The 18202-nt window shown below is 63.8% G+C and carries 18 protein-coding genes; 15 read left to right on the top strand and 3 right to left on the bottom strand.

Translation table 11 applies throughout. From position 1 onward, the window contains the following. Positions 1-15: 15 nt before the first annotated feature. Positions 16-1614, bottom strand: a complete 1599-nt coding sequence (locus HYH08_RS07475) for a DEAD/DEAH box helicase (protein WP_220009119.1) — start codon at positions 1612-1614, stop codon at positions 16-18. Positions 1615-2094: 480 nt separating this feature from the next. On the opposite strand from HYH08_RS07475, the gene urtA reads away from it, so the two are divergent. The 15 genes from urtA (at position 2095) to HYH08_RS07400 (ending at position 16076) form a co-directional block, all read left to right on the top strand. Further along, on the top strand, positions 2095-3417 hold the full coding sequence (gene urtA / locus HYH08_RS07470; protein WP_220009118.1) for an urea ABC transporter substrate-binding protein: 1323 nt from the start codon (positions 2095-2097) through the stop codon (positions 3415-3417). A gap of 84 nt (positions 3418-3501) precedes the next feature. Beyond that, positions 3502-5109 (top strand): urea ABC transporter permease subunit UrtB, encoded by a 1608-nt coding sequence (gene urtB / locus HYH08_RS07465; protein ID WP_220009117.1) that lies wholly within the window; start codon positions 3502-3504, stop codon positions 5107-5109. Further along, positions 5106-6266, top strand: coding sequence for an urea ABC transporter permease subunit UrtC (gene urtC, locus HYH08_RS07460; RefSeq protein WP_220009116.1), 1161 nt, complete (start codon positions 5106-5108; stop codon positions 6264-6266). Before urtB ends, urtC begins: the two co-directional genes overlap by 4 nt. A gap of 4 nt (positions 6267-6270) precedes the next feature. Then, entirely contained in the window at positions 6271-7032 is a 762-nt protein-coding gene (gene urtD / locus HYH08_RS07455) for an urea ABC transporter ATP-binding protein UrtD (RefSeq protein ID WP_014498216.1), read from the top strand. A 3-nt stretch (positions 7033-7035) separates the two neighbouring features. Beyond that, complete coding sequence (gene urtE / locus HYH08_RS07450; protein ID WP_220009115.1) at positions 7036-7731, top strand: urea ABC transporter ATP-binding subunit UrtE; 696 nt, start codon at positions 7036-7038, stop codon at positions 7729-7731. Between the two features lie 36 nt (positions 7732-7767). Next, a complete protein-coding gene (locus HYH08_RS07445) occupies positions 7768-8598 on the top strand; it encodes an urease accessory protein UreD (RefSeq protein ID WP_220009114.1) in 831 nt (276 codons plus the stop codon). A gap of 36 nt (positions 8599-8634) precedes the next feature. Next, entirely contained in the window at positions 8635-8937 is a 303-nt protein-coding gene (locus tag HYH08_RS07440) for an urease subunit gamma (RefSeq protein ID WP_007605424.1), read from the top strand. 9 nt (positions 8938-8946) lie between these two features. Then, the gene (locus HYH08_RS07435; protein WP_220009113.1) at positions 8947-9252 is read left to right on the top strand and encodes an urease subunit beta; all 306 of its coding nucleotides are present in this window, start codon (positions 8947-8949) and stop codon (positions 9250-9252) included. A 57-nt stretch (positions 9253-9309) separates the two neighbouring features. Beyond that, the gene (locus HYH08_RS07430) at positions 9310-9849 is read left to right on the top strand and encodes an HD domain-containing protein (RefSeq protein ID WP_220009112.1); all 540 of its coding nucleotides are present in this window, start codon (positions 9310-9312) and stop codon (positions 9847-9849) included. A gap of 34 nt (positions 9850-9883) precedes the next feature. Then, positions 9884-11599 carry an urease subunit alpha gene (gene ureC / locus HYH08_RS07425; protein ID WP_220009111.1) on the top strand — a complete coding sequence of 572 codons (1716 nt, stop codon included), beginning with the start codon at positions 9884-9886 and terminating at the stop codon, positions 11597-11599. A 180-nt stretch (positions 11600-11779) separates the two neighbouring features. Beyond that, positions 11780-12079 carry a putative quinol monooxygenase gene (locus HYH08_RS07420; RefSeq protein ID WP_220009110.1) on the top strand — a complete coding sequence of 100 codons (300 nt, stop codon included), beginning with the start codon at positions 11780-11782 and terminating at the stop codon, positions 12077-12079. Between the two features lie 14 nt (positions 12080-12093). Further along, positions 12094-12735: an urease accessory protein UreE gene (gene ureE, locus HYH08_RS07415; protein WP_220009109.1), complete on the top strand. Its 642-nt coding sequence runs from the start codon at positions 12094-12096 to the stop codon at positions 12733-12735. Further along, positions 12716-13444 carry an urease accessory protein UreF gene (locus tag HYH08_RS07410; RefSeq protein ID WP_220009392.1) on the top strand — a complete coding sequence of 243 codons (729 nt, stop codon included), beginning with the start codon at positions 12716-12718 and terminating at the stop codon, positions 13442-13444. Before ureE ends, HYH08_RS07410 begins: the two co-directional genes overlap by 20 nt. 39 nt (positions 13445-13483) lie before the next feature. Further along, on the top strand, positions 13484-14107 hold the full coding sequence (gene ureG / locus HYH08_RS07405; protein ID WP_220009108.1) for an urease accessory protein UreG: 624 nt from the start codon (positions 13484-13486) through the stop codon (positions 14105-14107). A gap of 310 nt (positions 14108-14417) precedes the next feature. Next, on the top strand, positions 14418-16076 hold the full coding sequence (locus tag HYH08_RS07400; protein WP_220009107.1) for a CHASE domain-containing protein: 1659 nt from the start codon (positions 14418-14420) through the stop codon (positions 16074-16076). A gap of 110 nt (positions 16077-16186) precedes the next feature. Here the strand turns inward: HYH08_RS07400 and HYH08_RS07395 are convergent, their stop codons facing one another. After that, positions 16187-16795 carry a TetR/AcrR family transcriptional regulator gene (locus HYH08_RS07395; RefSeq protein ID WP_502787555.1) on the bottom strand — a complete coding sequence of 203 codons (609 nt, stop codon included), beginning with the start codon at positions 16793-16795 and terminating at the stop codon, positions 16187-16189. Positions 16796-16973: 178 nt separating this feature from the next. Next, the gene (locus HYH08_RS07390; RefSeq protein ID WP_220009105.1) at positions 16974-18116 is read right to left on the bottom strand and encodes an OpgC domain-containing protein; all 1143 of its coding nucleotides are present in this window, start codon (positions 18114-18116) and stop codon (positions 16974-16976) included. Positions 18117-18202 lie beyond the last annotated feature (86 nt).

Here is an 18202-nt window from a genome sequence, read left to right as displayed (position 1 = left end):
CCAGGTCGTGGACGGCTAGTGCGAGGGTTTGCGGGTTGATTGGCCGTTCGGCCGACTCTCGCGGCGCAAAAAGGCAACGCCTTGTATCCCATCAGGCTTGCCGGCGCTATGCGCGGGACGCTGTTCCGACCGATCGGTTTGCGAATGTCCCATCTTATTAGCACCGGAGCGGCGACGGCGGCGAGACCCCTTCGAGGCGTTCTGGCCGTCATTGTATCGTCCGTCGGCGTGCCTCGCATCGGCGTGCCGGCCTTCACCGGGCCGTCCTTCGCCCTGCTTGCTGGCGCTGTAGTGACGTCCGTCGGAATGCCTGTCGTCGGCCCGTCGTCCGTCGCCATGGCGTCCTTCACCAGGTCTTGCGCCCTGCGGACGCTGGTCCGGACGACCGCCACGGCCCTGCCGTTGCTGCGGCGCGGGAGGACCCGCATCGCGGCGGCCGGCATCGGTCCGCAGATCTTCGCGCGGCAGCGCCACCTTGATCAGCCGCTCGATGTCGCGGAGATAGCTGAGCTCCTCGCCTCCTGCGACCAGCGAGATCGCGGTGCCGTCGGCGCCGGCGCGCGCAGTACGGCCGATGCGGTGCACGTAGGTCTCGGGCACGTTGGGCAGGTCGTAATTGATGACGTGGGTGATGCCGTCGACGTCGATGCCGCGGGCGGCGATATCGGTGGCAACCAGCGTGCGGATCTCACCGGAGCGGAACTGCGCCAGCGTGCGCTCGCGATGGTTCTGCGACTTGTTGCCGTGGATGGCGCTGGCGGGGATGCCGGCCTTTTCGAGCGTCTTCACGACCTTGTCGGCGCCATGCTTGGTGCGGGTGAAGACCAGCGCGCGGTTGATCGGCTCGTCCTTCAGGAGCTTGGTCAGGAAGCCGGGCTTGGCCGTGAAGTCGACCTGGAGGATGCGCTGGTTGATCCGCTCGGCGGTCGAGGAGACCGGGGTCACCGCGACGCGGGCGGGGTCGCGCAGCATGGAATCGGCAAGCTCCGCGATGTCCTTCGGCATGGTGGCCGAGAAGAACAGCGTCTGCCGCTTGATCGGGAGTTTGGCGACGATTTTGCGGATGTCGTTGATGAAGCCCATGTCGAGCATGCGGTCGGCCTCGTCGAGCACGAGAAATTCGACGCTTCCGAGCTTCAGCCCGTTGCTCTGCACCAGGTCGAGCAGGCGGCCGGGGGTAGCGACCAGAACATCCACGCCCTGCATCAGCGCGCGGACCTGTCGGCCCATCGGCACGCCGCCGATGGCGAGCGTCGAGGACAGGCGAATGTGGCGGCCATAGGCGTTGAAGCTGTCGAGGATCTGGCCGGACAGCTCGCGGGTGGGCGAGAGCACCAGGACGCGGGCCGTCTTGGGCTGCGGCTTGATGCGGTTCTCGAGCAGACGGTGCAGGATCGGCAGCGCGAAGGACGCGGTCTTGCCGGTGCCGGTCTGGGCGATGCCGACGACGTCGCGGCCGGTCAGCGCGGTCGGGATGGTTTGGGCCTGGATCGGGGTGGGAGTGACGTAGTTCTCTTCGGAGAGAGCGCGGGCGATCGGTTCGGCGAGGCCGAAGTCCTGAAACGAAGTCAAAAGATGGGTTCTTTCCATGTCAAAAGCGAACGCCCGGCGCATTCAGCGCGGCGCGCGCAAAAGGGTGTCGAGAAGACACCTGCGTGTTTGGGGTGTCGGATGGCTTGGGAGCTGATGGGGCAAGCCAGAGGCCCGGAAGGGCTTAAGAACACGCGGCTCGCTACGCCCACTTGATTCGCAAGTGGTCTCGAATGTTCATATGGAACATCGAGGGGGCGCTTTCAAGGCAAGTCCGGCCCAAACCGCGATTGCGGTGCAAAAATAGTTATGCCGGAAATTTAGACAGAGGTGCTTTTTTGCCTATAAAATAACCCATCTGCCGTATTGGTACACATTTTATTCGCCCAAATTTTGAGCAGTCAGACTGCGGCGAAACTTGGATTGCGGCGAGATTATCTAATCAAACCAGTAGGTTGGCATGTGCTCTGCCCATGGCATGGTTCTTGCGATTCCGTTAATCGCAGGCGGCCGTGGGGCCGTTTCGCAGCGTTTTCACGCCTGCGTCAGGGAGACGAGACACTCATGTTTAACAAATCCACTCACGATATAGCGGCGTCATTTAGCCGCCGCGGCGTACTCGCCGCGACCGCCGGCCTGATGCTTGGCCTGGCTTCCATTTCCGGTGCGAAGGCCGCGGACGACACCATCAAGGTCGGCGTGCTTCACTCTCTCTCGGGCACCATGGCCATCAGCGAAACCACGCTGAAGGACACCATCCTCTTCCTGATCGACGAGCAGAACAAGAAGGGCGGCGTACTCGGCAAGAAGCTCGAGGCCGTCGTCGTCGATCCCGCCTCGAACTGGCCGCTGTTCGCCGAAAAGGCGCGCGAGCTGATCACCAAGGACAAGGTCTCGGTCGTGTTCGGCTGCTGGACCTCGGTGTCGCGCAAGTCGGTGCTCCCGGTGTTCAAGGAGCTCAACAACATCCTGTTCTATCCCGTGCAGTACGAGGGCGAAGAGTCCGAGCGCAACGTGTTCTACACGGGCGCTGCGCCGAACCAGCAGGCGATCCCCGCCGTCGACTATCTGATGAAGGACGAGAAGGTGAAGCGCTGGGTGCTCGCGGGCACCGACTACGTCTATCCGCGCACCACCAACAAGATCCTGGAAGCCTATCTGAAGTCGAAGGGTGTCGCCCAGGAAGATATCATGATCAACTACACGCCGTTCGGTCATTCCGACTGGCAGACGATCGTGGCCGACATCAAGAAATTCGGCTCGGCCGGCAAGAAGACCGCCGTGGTCTCGACCATCAACGGCGATGCCAACGTTCCCTTCTACAAGGAGCTCGGCAACCAGGGCATCAAGGCCAAGGACATCCCGGTGGTCGCGTTCTCGGTGGGTGAGGAAGAACTCGCCGGCATCGACACCAAGCCGCTGGTCGGCCATCTCGCCGCCTGGAACTACTTCGAGTCGATCAAGAACCCTGCGAACGAGAAGTTCATCAAGGACTGGCAGACCTACACCAAGAACCCGAAGCGCGTGACCAACGACCCGATGGAAGCGCACGTGATCGGCTTCAACATGTGGGTGAAGGCCGTCGAGAAGGTGAAGTCGACCGATCCGGACAAGGTGATCGACGCGCTTCCCGGTATCGAGGCGCCGAACCTGACCGGCGGCGTGTCGAAGATGCTGCCGAACCACCACATCACCAAGCCGGTGTTCATCGGCGAGATCAAGGCGAACGGCCAGTTCGACGTGGTTTGGAAGACCCCGAGCCTCGTGCCGGGCGATGCCTGGTCGAAGGAACTCGACGGCTCCAAGGACCTGATCGGCGACTGGGTTGGCAAGAAGTGCGGCAACTTCAACACCAAGACCAACAAGTGCCTCGGCTCGGGTTCCTGATCCGGACCTGATGCCCTCCATGCACGACGGGAGGAGGCGGCTATTCCGCCGCCTTCTCCCCCACTTCTGCCGGGGTGATCCAAAGTGCCAACCAGATTGTCCGCTCGTCTTTGTAGCTTTGTCCTCTCGCTCTTCCTGATCGCGTTTGCGCTGCCGGCCTTGGCCGGTCCGTTCGAGGATGCGGTCGCCAAGTTCGCGAACGATGATTATTCCGATACGGAAGAGGCGATCGGCGTCGTCGCGAGCAGCGGCAACAAGCTGGCCTTCCCCATCATCAGCGCGCTCCAGGACGGCCGCCTGATGGCCGATCCCGATAGCAAGAAAGTTTACATCACCGGCGCCGACGGCAAGTCGGTCGATGCTGCGACCGGCGAAGCTGTCGCCAGCGTTCCCGATAGTGCGAGCGCGGTGCGTCTTAACAACCGCCTGCGCCGCAGTGTTGACGCCGCGCTCGGCAGCCTGACGCTGCAGTCGCCGGACGTGACGACCCGCCTCCAGGCCGCGCAATCGGTCTTCAAGTCGCACGAAGAGACCGCGCTCGAGGCCGTCGATGCTGCGCTCGCCAAGGAAAGCAACAGATCCGTCAAGGCCGCGCTCGGCGAAGCCCGCGCAGCGATCCTGCTGTTCAAGTCCGACGCTACCGAGGTCGAGAAGCTCGAGGCCGTCGCCACCCTCAAGGCGCGCGGAGACCAGGAGGCCATGGCGCTGCTGACAGGCATGGGCGACCAGCCGGCCACGGTGACCAAGGCGGCCGCGAGCGCCATCAGCTCGATTCAGTCTTCGCTCGCGGTCTGGTCCACGGTGCAGAACGCCTGGTACGGTCTCTCGCTCGGCTCGGTGCTGCTGCTCGCGGCAATCGGCCTTGCCATCACCTTCGGCGTGATGGGCGTCATCAACATGGCCCATGGCGAGATGGTGATGTTAGGGGCCTACACCACCTTCGTGGTGCAGGAGGTGATCCGCACCCGATATCCCGCTTTGTTCGACTATTCGCTGCTGATCGCCGTGCCGCTCGCCTTCCTCGTCGCCGGCGCCATCGGCGTGCTGATCGAGCGCAGCATCATCCGCTTCCTTTACGGCCGGCCGCTGGAAACGCTGCTCGCGACCTGGGGTCTGTCGCTGGTGCTGCAGCAGGCGGTGCGCACCATGTTCGGCCCGACCAACCGCGAGGTCGGCAATCCCTCCTGGATGAGCGGCGCGTTCGAGCTCGGCCAGATCACCATCACCTATAACCGGCTCTGGATCCTCGTCTTCACGCTCGCTGTGTTCGCGATCCTGCTCGCGATGCTGCGCTACAGCGCGATCGGCCTCGAGATGCGGGCGGTGACGCAGAACCGCCGCATGGCGGCCTCGATGGGCATCGCCACCTCGCGCGTCGACGCGCTGACCTTCGGCCTCGGCTCGGGCATTGCCGGTATCGCCGGCGTGGCGTTGTCGCAGATCGACAATGTCAGCCCCAATCTCGGCCAGAGCTACATCATCGACAGTTTCATGGTCGTGGTGTTCGGCGGCGTCGGTAATCTATGGGGAACGCTGGTGGGCGCCTTCACGCTCGGGATCGCCAACAAATTCCTGGAGCCGGTCGCCGGCGCGGTGCTCGGCAAGATCGCGATCCTGGTTCTCATCATCCTGTTCATTCAAAAGCGGCCGCGCGGCCTGTTCGCGCTCAAGGGCCGTGCGGTGGAAGCATGACCCCTCACATGCTGACGCGATCGCTCGACCGCGGCGCGACGATCTTCCTGCTGGTCGTCGCAGCGCTCGGCGTGCTGATCCCGCTGTCCAACCTGTTGTTGCCCCAAGGCTCGTTCCTGCAAGTGCCGACTTATCTCGTCGCGCTCTGGGGCAAATATGTCTGTTACGCCATCCTGGCGCTCGCGATTGATCTGATCTGGGGCTATTGCGGCATCCTCTCGCTCGGCCACGGCGCCTTCTTCGCGCTCGGCGGCTACGCCATGGGCATGTACCTGATGCGGCAGATCGGCACCCGCGGCGTCTATGGCAATCCGGTTCTGCCCGACTTCATGGTGTTCCTGAACTATTCGAAGCTGCCCTGGTACTGGCATGGCTTCGACATGTTCTGGTTCGCGGCCTTGATGGTGCTGTTCGTGCCCGGCCTGCTCGCTTTCTGCTTCGGCTGGCTCGCCTTCCGCTCCCGCGTTACGGGCGTCTATCTGTCGATCATCACGCAGGCGATGACCTATGCCTTGCTGCTCGCCTTCTTCCGCAACGATTTTGGTTTCGGCGGCAATAATGGCCTGACCGACTTCAAGGACATCCTTGGCTTCAACGTGCAGGCTGAAGGCACTCGTGCCGCGTTGTTCGCGCTGAGCTGCCTGGCGCTGATCCTGAGCTTCCTGATCTGCCGCTCCGTGGTGTCGTCCAAGCTCGGCAAGGTGCTGATCGCGATCCGCGACGCGGAATCGCGCAGCCGGTTCCTCGGCTACCGCGTCGAATCCTACAAGCTGTTCGTGTTCACGCTGTCCGCCTGCATGGCCGGCGTCGCCGGTGCGCTCTACGTGCCGCAGGTCGGCATCATCAACCCATCCGAATTCGCGCCGGGCAACTCGATCGAGGCGGTGATCTGGGTGGCGGTCGGCGGCCGCGGCACGCTGGTCGGCGCGGCGCTCGGCGCGGTCGTCGTCAACTACGCCAAGACGTTCTTCACCTCCGGCGTGCTTGCGCCGTACTGGCTGTTCATGCTGGGTGCGCTGTTCATCCTGGTGACGCTGCTGCTGCCCAAGGGCATCGTCGGCACCTTCAATGCCTGGCGGGATCAGTCGAAGGAGAAGCGCAACACCGTGAGTGCTGCGGCCGAAGACGGCGTCGCCGCCGCGAAGATGGCGGAGTAACGCAATGAACGTCATGGACACGCGCGCGACTTCCGCGATGCTCTATCTCGACGGCGTGCACGTCTCGTTCGACGGCTTCCACGCCATCAACAATCTGTCGCTGACACTGGCCCCCGGCGAGATGCGCGCCATCATCGGCCCGAACGGCGCAGGCAAGACCACGATGATGGATATCATCACCGGCAAGACCAAGCCCGACGAGGGCACCGTGCTGTTCGACGGTGTCACCGATCTGACGCGGCTCGACGAGACCCGCATCGCCGAGCTCGGCATCGGCCGCAAATTCCAGAAGCCGACCGTGTTCGAGAGCCAGACGGTGCAAGACAACCTCCTGCTCGCGCTCAATGTCGACCACAGCGTCAAGGGCACGCTGTTCTGGCGCGGCAGCAGGGCGGAGTCCGAACGCATCGATAAGGTGCTGGAGACGATCCGCCTGACCGACGCTCGCAACCGTCTCGCCGGTAGCCTCAGCCACGGTCAGAAGCAGTGGCTGGAGATCGGCATGCTGCTGGCGCAGGATCCGAAACTGCTGCTCGTGGACGAGCCCGTGGCCGGCATGACCGACGTCGAGACGCATCTCACCGCCGAACTCCTGAAAGAGATCAACAAGACCCACACCGTGATGGTGGTCGAGCACGATATGACGTTCGTGCGCGAGCTCGGGGTCAAGGTCACCTGCCTGCACGAGGGTACGGTGCTCGCGGAAGGGACCATCGACCAGGTCTCGTCCAACGAGCGGGTCATCGAAGTCTATCTGGGACGCTGAGCGATGCTTGAGGTCAAGGACATCAACCTGTTCTACGGCGCGGCGCAGGCGCTGCGCGGCGTCTCGATCGCGGCCGAGCCGGGCAGGGTGACGTGCGTGCTCGGGCGCAACGGCGTCGGCAAGACCTCGCTGCTGCGCGCCATGGTCGGGCAATATCCGATCTCCTCGGGCGCGATCGTGTTCGACGGCAACGACATCACCGGCCTCAAGCCTTACGAGCGCGCCCGCAAGGGCATCGGCTTCGTGCCGCAGGGCCGCGAGATCTTTCCGCTGCTGACGGTCGAGGAGAACCTCAAGACCGGCTTCGGCCCGCTCAAGCGCGAGGACAGGAATATCCCGGACGACGTGTTCTCGCTGTTTCCGGTGCTGCAATCCATGCTCGGCCGGCGCGGCGGCGATCTCTCGGGCGGCCAGCAGCAGCAGCTCGCCATCGGCCGCGCGCTGGTGATGCGGCCAAAGCTCCTGCTGCTCGACGAGCCCACCGAGGGCATCCAGCCCTCGATCATCAAGGACATCGGCCGCGCCATCTCCTATTTGCGCAACCTCGGCAACATCGCCATCGTGCTGGTCGAACAATATCTCGACTTTGCCTGCGAACTCGGCGACAGTTTCGCGGTGATGGATCGCGGCGCGGTGAAGTTCACCTGCGACCGCACCAATCTCGACCCGGCCGAAATCAGCCGCCAGATGGCGCTGTAGGCCGAAAAATCCTGCCGCGACCGGCTGGGGAGACGGATGCGCAGCGACGCTTTGGCGACATCTTCGGTATTCGAGGCCAACCGCGCCCGCGGCGCGGTGCGCTTCGACGTGCACGCCCGCGACGGCGTGACGCGGCGCGGCGCGTTGCATGAGTCCGGCTCGCTCCGTGTCCGCTTTCCCTCGCCGGAAGACGGCGGCCTGTCCGGCGTGTTCGTCAACACGGCCGGCGGCGTTGCCGGCGGGGATCGATTCGACATCGAGATATCGGCCGGGGATAGCTCGCGCCTGACATTGACGACGGCGGCCGCCGAAAAGGTCTATCGCACGCCCGGCGCGGCGGCGCAGCTCAACATTTCCCTGAAGGTTGCCGCCGGCGCGCATCTCGGCTGGCTGCCGCAGGAGACCATCCTGTTCGATCGCGCCCGGATTCATCGCCGCTTCGACATCGAGCTCGATGACGCAGCCTCGCTCCTGCTGTGCGAAATCGTCGTGTTCGGCCGCACCGCCATGGGCGAGCGGATGGAGCAGGGCGAATTCGTCGACCGCTGGCGGCTGCGTCGTGGCGGCCGGCTGGTGTTCGCTGAGACCGTCCGGCTCGACGGCCAAGTCGGTGAAAAGCTCGCGCGACCGGCATTTGCCAGGGCGGGTGCTGCGATCGGCACGGCCCTGATCGTGCCCGGCGATGAGGCGCTGGTCGAGCGCATCCGAGAGGCGTCGGACTCATTCTCCGGCGAGGTCGGGATATCCGCCTGGAATGGCTTTGCAATGGCGCGGTTCTGTGCCCAAGATGCGGCGCGTCTGCGCGCCGACATGATGGCCGTGCTGGCGCGCACCGGCGCGGCGCTGCCGCGGCTCTGGCTGAATTGACTGGCTGAATTGACGAGTTGAACGAAGAGATTCTGCATGAACCTGTCTCCCCGCGAAAAGGACAAGCTTCTGATCTCGATGGCGGCGATCGTCGCCCGCCGCCGGCTGGACCGCGGCGTCAAGCTCAACCATCCCGAGGCGATCGCGATCATCTCCGATTTTATCCTCGAAGGCGCCCGCGACGGCCGCACCGTCGCTGAGTTGATGCAATCCGGCGCGCAGGTGCTGACCCGCGATCAGGTGATGCCGGGTATCCCTGAGATGATCCACGACATCCAGGTCGAGGCGACGTTCCCGGACGGCACGAAGCTCGTCACTGTGCACGAACCGATCAGATAGGAGAGCGACATGATCCCCGGCGAACTCTTCATCCAGGACGGCGAGATCGAGCTCAATGTCGGTCGCAAGACCGTGACGCTGACGGTCGCCAACACCGGCGACCGCCCGATCCAGGTCGGCTCGCACTACCATTTCTTCGAGACCAATCCCGCGCTGAAGTTCGACCGCAAGAAGTCCCGCGGCATGCGCCTCGACATCGCCGCCGGCACCGCCGTCCGCTTCGAGCCCGGCCAGACCCGCGACATTCAACTCGTAGCGCTCGCTGGCAAAAAGACCATTTACGGCTTCCGTGGCGATGTGATGGGGAAGCTGTGAGGCGCGCAGGAACGAGCATGGCGTGGCATGGTTGAGGCGGAAAAGGAGCTATCCGCCATGCTGTCACCCGTCCGCCTCATCTCCGAAGCCGCCGACCTCGCCGCGCGCCGTCACAACGGCATGGCGCGCAAGGGCCGCGGCAACGAGCCCTGTATCAATCACCTCGCCGAGGTCGCCAATCTGCTCGCCACTGCGACTGATGGTGCCGACGCCGAGCTCGTCGCCGCGGGTTGGCTGCACGATACCATCGAGGATACCGACACCACGCGCGCGGAGCTCGCGCAGACGTTCTCCGAGCGTGTTGCTTCCCTCGTCGTCGAATGCACCGATGACATGAGCCTGCCGAAGGCCCTGCGGCGACGGAAGCAGATCGAGGATGCTCCACACAAATCCCCGGGCGCAAAGCTGATCAAGATCGCCGACAAGATCAGCAATACAGGGGGGCGTATTCAAACCGATCCGAGTGCCGAGGAGCGTGACGATCTCGCCGATTACGTTGAATGGGCCACGCAGGTCGTTGCGGGCTGCCGCGGCGGCAATGCGTGGCTCGACGAGAAATTCGATGACGCCGTGAAAGCAGCAAGGGCGTTGCTGTGACCCACCAAACATTCAAACGCAAACGGGGCTTCTGATGTCCGTCAAAATAAAGCGTTCCGTCTATGCCGATATGTTCGGCCCGACCACCGGCGACAAGGTCAGGCTGGCTGACACCGATCTCATCATCGAGGTCGAGAAGGATTTCACCATCTACGGCGAGGAGGTGAAGTTCGGCGGCGGCAAGGTGATCCGCGACGGCATGGGCCAGTCGCAGGTGACGAACAAGCAAGGCGCGGCCGACACCGTCATCACCAATGCGCTGATCGTCGATCACTGGGGCATCGTGAAGGCCGATGTCGCCATCAAGGACGGCATGATTTCGGCGATCGGCAAGGCCGGCAATCCCGACATCCAGCCCGGGGTCACCATCGTCATCGGCCCCGGCACGGACGTGATCGCGGGCGAAGGCAAGATCCTCACTGCCGGCGGCTTCGACAGCCACATCCATTTCATCTGCCCGCAGCAGATCGAGCACGCGCTGATGAGCGGCGTCACCTCGATGCTCGGCGGCGGCACCGGTCCCTCGCACGGCACCTTCGCTACCACCTGTACGCCGGGGCCGTGGCACATGGGACGGATGATCCAGTCCTTCGACGCCTTCCCGGTCAATCTCGGCATCTCCGGCAAGGGCAACGCCTCGCGGCCCGCCGCGCTGGTCGAGATGATCAAGGCCGGCGCCTGCGCGCTGAAACTGCACGAAGATTGGGGCACCACGCCGGCCGCGATCGACAATTGCCTGTCGGTGGCCGATGACTACGACATTCAGGTCATGCTGCATTCCGACACGCTGAACGAATCCGGCTTCGTCGAGGACACCATCAAAGCCTTCAAAGGCCGCACCATTCACGCTTTCCACACCGAAGGCGCCGGCGGTGGTCATGCCCCTGACATCATCAAGGTCGCTGGCCTGAAGAACGTGCTGCCGTCCTCGACCAATCCGACGCGGCCCTTCACCCGCAACACCATCGACGAGCATCTCGACATGCTGATGGTGTGCCACCACCTCGATCCCTCGATCGCGGAAGATCTGGCGTTCGCCGAAAGCCGGATCCGCAAGGAGACGATCGCGGCCGAAGATATCCTGCACGATCTCGGCGCGCTCTCGATGATGTCCTCGGACTCCCAGGCCATGGGCCGTCTCGGCGAGGTCATCATCCGGACCTGGCAGACTGCCGACAAGATGAAGAAGCAGCGCGGATCGCTGCCCCAGGACAAGGGCAAGGACAACGACAATTTCCGCGTCAAGCGCTACATCGCCAAGTACACGATCAATCCTGCGATCGCGCACGGCGTGTCAAAATTGATCGGCTCGGTTGAGAAGGGCAAGATGGCCGATCTCGTGCTGTGGTCGCCGGCCTTCTTCGGCGTCAAGCCGGACTGCATCGTCAAGGGCGGCACCATCGTTGCGGCGCCGATGGGCGATCCCAACGCTTCGATCCCGACGCCGCAGCCGGTGCACTACCAGCCGATGTTCGGAGCGTTCGGCAGGGCGCGCACCGCGTCCTCCGTGGTGTTCACCTCGAAGGCCGCTATCACGGGAGGTCTCGCGCGAAAACTCGGGATCGAGAAGAAGCTCTATGGGGTCCAGAACACCCGCAGCAAGATCTCGAAGAAGAGCATGATCCACAACGACGCCACGCCCAATATCGAGGTCGATCCGGAAACCTATGAGGTGCGCGCCGACGGCGAGCTTTTGACCTGCCCGCCCGCCGAGGTGCTGCCGATGGCGCAGCGATATTTCATGTACTGAAATAGCGCCTCAACGCATGTCCTCAACGCATGTCCTCAACGCATGTCCTCAACGCATGTCCTCGGCGTATGTCTCAATGCATGTCCGGGTACGGCTTTTCCGGTTTTGCGTTCGATCCCGGCTGGTCTAATGTCCCGCCCGGTATCTAACCCTTGAGAAGAAAAGCCGGGAGGATTTCTCGTGATTTACGTCGTTGCCACCCTGACCATCAAGCCCGAGACGCGTGCCGAATTCATTGCAGCCGCCACCGCCTGCATCAAGGAGACGCGGAAGGAGCCCGGCAATATCGCCTATGATCTGCACGAGAGCGTCACCGATCCCACCAAGATGGTGTTCGTCGAGCAGTGGGAAAATGCCGAGGCGCTGGTGCCGCATCGGACCCAGGAGCACATGAAGATTTTCGGCCGCGTCGCCGTAAAGTGCTTCACGGCGCCGCCGAAGATCGAGGTGATCACGCCCGAGAAGGTCGAAGTACGGTAACAGGATAACAGCGAATGATCCGGGCAACGCAGGTCAAGGGACAGCACCGCTTCACGGACACGCCGGCGGATACGGTCGTGCTCGATTTCGACGACCGGCACCGCCGCCGCATGGCGATGACGGGGACTCGGGGGCTCGAATTCCTGCTCGACCTGGAGAACGCCGTCGCGCTGCGCGGCGGCGATGCGCTGGTGCTGGAGGACGGAAGGCTGGTCGAAGTGGTCGCTGCGCCCGAGCCGCTGCTCGAGATCCGCGGCCGCGATCCGCACCACCTCATCCGCGTCGGCTGGCACCTCGGCAACCGTCATCTGCCGACGCAGATCATGGCCAAGAGCCTGCGCATCCGCCGCGACCACGTCATCGAGGCCATGGTGAAGGGCCTCGGCGCGCGCGTGATCGAGATCGAGGCGCCGTTCGATCCTGAAGGTGGCGCCTACGCCGATGCCGGTCACGCGCATGGTCATGATGACCATGCGCACCACGATCATGCCCAGCATGATCACGGCCATCATCACCATGATCATGGTCATGACCACCATGATCATGCCGCGCATGACCACGGCCACAGCCACAGCCACGATCACCATCATCACGACGAGCATTGCGACCACCCCGACCATCACCACGGCCACCAGCATGCTCATGACCACAAATGAGCAGGTCGGTGCCGGCGACCTCGCCGAGCGCGAGGCGGCGGCGCTGTACCGGCTGATGACCTGGTTGTCGCCGGCGTTTCCCGTCGGCGGTTTCTCCTATTCCAGCGGCATCGAATGGGCGGTTGAGGCGGGCGACATCACCGACATCGCAACGTTGGCCGACTGGCTCGATGCGATGCTCGGCGACGGCTCCGGCTTGTGTGACGCGACGTTTCTGGTCCATGCCTATCGCGCCGCTGAAGACGGCGACGACGCCAGCCTGAGCGAGATCGCCGAGCTTGCGAGCGCCTTCGTGCCCTCGCGCGAGCGGCAGCTCGAGACCACCTCGCAGGGCCGCGCCTTCATCGACATCTCCCGCGCCGCGTGGGATGCGGAAGGTCTGGATGCCATGGTCGCGGCATGCCGCACGCCACTGGTCTATCCCGTCGCTGTCGGCGTGGTCGCAGCTCAGCATGGCGTGCCGCTGGCGCCGACGCTGCACGCTTTCCTGCATGCGCTGGTCTCAAACTGGATTTCCGCGGCGAGTCGCCTCATTCCGCTCGGCCAGACCGACAGCCAGCGCGTGCTGGTGAAGCTGGAGCGGGCGGTTGCCGCGACCGCCCATCGTGCGCTGGATGCGACACTGGACGATCTCGGCAGCGCGACGTTCCGCGCCGATCTCGCCAGCCTCAGGCACGAGACGCAATATACGCGGCTGTTTCGCTCGTGAGCGATGCGGCCTTCAACTGATCAAGAGAGAGCAAGTCACATGTCGAAATCTCACGGTCCCCTGCGTGTCGGTGTCGGCGGCCCGGTCGGATCGGGCAAGACGGCGCTGATGGACCTGCTCTGCAAGACCATGCGCGAGCGCTACGACATCGCCGCGATCACCAACGACATCTACACCAAATGGGATGCGGAATTCCTGGTGCGCTCCGGCTCGCTGACGCCGGACCGCATCGCCGGCGTCGAGACCGGTGGCTGTCCGCACACCGCCATCCGCGAGGACGCCTCGATGAATCTCGCGGCTGTCGCCGACATGCGCGCGAAATTCCCCGGCCTCGACCTCGTGCTGATCGAATCCGGCGGCGACAATCTCGCCGCCACGTTTTCCCCTGAACTGGCCGACCTCACCATCTACGTGATCGATGTCGCCGCCGGCGACAAGATCCCGTCCAAGGGTGGCCCCGGCATCACTCGCTCCGACCTCCTCGTCATCAACAAGATCGACCTTGCCCCCCATGTCGGCGCCTCCCTCGAAAAGATGGAGACGGACGCAAAGCGCATGCGCGGCGAGCGTCCCTTCGTCATGACCAATCTGAAGAAGAGCGCCGGGCTCGACCGCATCGTCGGTTTCATCGAGGCCAAAGGCGGCTTGAAACGGGCGGGCTGACCGACGCGACGACTTGGCGCAGGCGTTTTTCGCCGTTAACACCTGAGGCGGAGCCCCGGCAGCGGAACAAATTTCCGACACGGCGATTGTTTACCTCCGGTGCCCGGGGCAGAGCCGTCTTGTAAGTCGATTTGGCCGGACCATCGGCCGGGCGGATTAAGCTTTTCAGGCGACCCAAGTTGCGTAGCGATGTCTCCTCCTTCATTATCTCTGCCACTGGGGTCCACCCTGTTTCGGCACATGGCCGTTCGAGCGGCGTTGATATGCTCCGTGTTTATTGCCGACCTCCTGCTTTCGCCTGAGTAGTCGCGTGGTCCGGCTGGGTTTCATCATCGGCTTTATTGCTCTGCTCGGAGCCTTGCTCTCCGGGCTTGCGGCTTACCGCGTCCACGACCAGGAGCTGGCGCTGGACCGGATCGCGCTGGCGCGCGCCATCGATGTCCATGCGAGCCTGGTCCAGGACCGCTTGACCGAGCGCGAGCTGCTCGCGCGTGTCGCCTCAGGCCTGTTCCGCGCGCCGTCGGTGCTCAAGCCCAACATGCTGGAGCCGCTGCGCTCGGCGATCTATGCCTTCAAGACCGACTTCGTGGTGGCCGGCTGGGTCGCCCGGCTGCAGCCCAGCGAGATTGCGGCAGCACAGGCGGCGATCGCGGCCGCCGGCTTCCCCAAGTCGCAAATCCGCGACTACGGCGACAAGCCGATCGATACCGCGAGCCTGACCCACCCGATCGACGTGCTGATGGACCTCGAGCCGCGCAGCGACGAGACCAAGGCGTTGCCCGGCCGCAGCTATGACCAGGACCCGGTCCGCAGCGCGATGCTCGCGCGGGCCCGGATCGAGAAGCGGTCGGTCGCCTCCGACCCGGTGCCGCTCACGCGCGCAAATGGTGCGATCGGCGTCATCGTTGCTGCGCCCGTCATCCCTGAAGGTGCGACCGAGCCCGTCGGCTTCATCACGTTTTCCTACGAGCTCGCCTCGCTGATGCTGACCAACGACGATCTGTCGTTGTTCTCCGTCGCACTCAAGGACCCGCGGAAGGAAAATAGCGAACTGATCGCCAACGATCAGGGCGTCGTTTCCATGCGCATGACGACACCGGACGGACCGGCGCCATCGGCGATGCGCACGGTGAGCTTCGGCGGCCGCGACTGGCAGCTCGGCTATTACGCCAAGAGCAATTCGGCGCGGCGTGCCGAGCAGACAGCGATCATCGTCGCGGCGATCGGCCTGGCCATCACCGCGATGGTGTGCGGCCTGTTTGGCTATGTTGCCTATAACAACTTGCGGCTCAGCCGGGAGATCCAGGTGCGGATCGGCTTCGAGCGCCGGCTGACCGCTGTGATCGACGAGCTGAATCATCGCGTGAAGAACATCCTGGCGGTGATCCAGTCGATCGTGACGCGCACGCTGCGCCACGGCTCGGACATCGACGTCGCGCGCGAGCTCTTGATCGGCCGCATTCACGCCATGTCCAACGTGGTCTCGCTGCTCAGCGAGAGCCAGTGGCAGGGCGTCAAGCTGAAGGGCCTGTTCGAGGCGCGCGCCATCCCGCATGCGGACCGCATCGCCGTCACCGGCCCCGATATCGCCGTCAGCGCGCGCGCGGCGCAGAGCCTGTCGCTGCTGTTCTTCGAGCTGGCCTCGCATTCCGACGAGGGCCTCTCGCTGGTCGGCAAGCACCCGCACATCACCGCGAACTGGACGGTGACCGGCGAGGGGACCGAGGAGGTCTTCCATTTCCGCTGGGAGGAGTTCAACACCAGCGAGGCGACGCGCCGGCCGGATTCGGATTTTGGCCTGATCCTGCTCGACCGCGTCGCGCCCGAGGCGCTCGGCGGCACCGCCAAGCGTTACTTCACCGAGGTCTCCTATGTCTATGAATTGACCGCGCCGATGGAGACGGTGGTCGACATGACCGAGCGCGATCGAACCGACAAGATCTCGGCGCCGGTGCGGCCAGCACGATAGAAGCGGCGACTATAGCGCGATGAGATTGGGATGAATCGTCATCGCGCTATAGGTTATTGTTTGAGCATGATCTTTTCGGAAAACCGCTTCGCACTTTTCCGGATCATGCTTTAGTTCTTCGGCCGCAGCACCATGTCGACCAGATTGCGCGCATAGGCCGCCGTGACCGGCGCAATGCCGAAGACATAGCGGTAGAACAGGCTGCCATAGATCGCGTCGTAGAGATCCTCCGGCGCGCCCTCGGCGAGGACGCTGCCATCCTTCTGGCCCGCTGCGATCATCTCGACAAGTGCGTCGCGGCGGAACTGCAAATAGCGCGCGTAGAACAGCTCGGCCGAGCCGGTCTTGGAGATGCATTCGGAGATCACCGCGAGCTGCACCTTGCCGAACTCGCTCTGGAGCGCCTCGGCATAGGCCGCGGCATGGCGGCGCGCGCGTGAAGCGGCCGTGCCGGTACTCACCGGCGGCAGCGGCAGCATCTGCGCGGCGTGGTGCAGGAAGGCGTCGATCAGCAGTGCTTCGCGTGACGGCCACCATTTGTAGATCGTCATTTTGGAGACGCTGGAGTGCCGCGCCACCGCGTCGATGGTGGTGGTGGCGAGACCCGTGGTGGCCATCAGAGCATAGGCGCTTTCCAGAATGGCGTTGGTGGTCTCGATCGACCTCGGCCGCCCGCGCCTCGGCGCGCCGTCAGCCTCGTCACCCCCGTCTTTCGCCATCGTCACGCCGTCTCCACGCAAAGCTACTCGGCATAGCGCAGGCTCGCCATCGGGCCTAGCAGAATCGCACGAATATTTGGCGAGAGCGTTTTCGAGTGAAGTGGATACCGGCTCGCGTCGAGAAAATGCGTCAAAACAAGAATTGGGAGGCCCGTTCCGATTCCATCGGAACAGGGTTTTAGGCCTGCTGCCGCAGCGCCGCTGGCAGGTCCTGCCGCTTCGACCATGCGATGTAATAGGCGACCGCCGTCATCGCCGCGAAGCCAATGATGCTCACGGCGATCTGCATCACTACCAGGTTCGCACCGGTGATCAGGATGATGTGGCCGGCCAGCGACAGAAACACGGCGACACAGAAGACCGCGAGCCATTCCTCGCCGCATGTGATCACAGCCTGAAGCGGCCGCCATGTCAGGCCGGGGTGATCGGCCGGAATGAAATAGGTCGCGAGGAAGGCGAGCGCGAGGAAATGGATCACGCGATAGGGCGCGAGGTTTTCCTTGTCGGTCGGCGCGATGCCGTTGAGGAGGACGTCCGGCAGGTAAGCGGACAGCGCCGGCGAATGCCGCATCAGCGTGATGGCCATCGCGAGGATGAGATAGACGCCGGCGACGATCCGCAGCCAGGACGTCCCGTGCAGCGCGCGTCCGGGTGCGCCTGTGACGGCGAACCAGCCGCCCAGCACCATCAGCATCTGCCAGCAGAATGGATTGAAGGTCCATTCCTGGTCGGGGTAGACGTGAAAATTCCAGCCGAACCACCGCGCGGCGAAATACAGCGCGACCGACATCGCCAGCGTCAGGTTCGGACGGCGCAGCAGACCCCACAATGCGAACGGGAAGAACGCCATCAGCGGGATCATCAACTGCAGCAGGTCGAGGTTGAGCGGCTCTTCCTGGAGCAACAATCCCTGGATCAGGATGCGCAGCGGGTGCTCGAGAATTCCCGAGATGTTGTATTCCTGGATGAGCTCCGGCGCCATCGACTGTGAGGCGACATAGGCGATGGTGTCGATATAGATCACGAACAGCACCACATAGGCGGCGTAGAGCCGCCAGACCCGGCGAAAGATCCGCGTCGCCGCGACGACGTAGCCGCGCTCGAGCGTCATCCTGCCGTGGATGATGGCGACGCCATAGCCCACCACGAACACGAACAGGTCGGCTGCACCGCTGAAGCCGAAATTGCGCAGCGTCAGCAAATTGACAACGTTGTTCGGGATGTGGTCGACGAACACCGACCAGTTGGCGATGCCGAGCGTCAAATAGAGCCTGGCGTCGTGACGAAATGCGGCGAGGTTCGCCTTGACGGACGGTTTCATTGAGTAAAATAGGTTTGTGAATCAGGGTGATGTTTTTACCGGCAATCTCGTGCCTGTCCGAGTAGCATTTGCGTGAGACCGGCTCG

The organism is Bradyrhizobium sp. BR 10289 (assembly GCF_019455385.1).
Lineage (GTDB): Bacteria > Pseudomonadota > Alphaproteobacteria > Rhizobiales > Xanthobacteraceae > Bradyrhizobium.
Note: the sequence above shows the minus strand (reverse complement) of the source record. Positions and strands in the feature narration are given on the sequence as shown.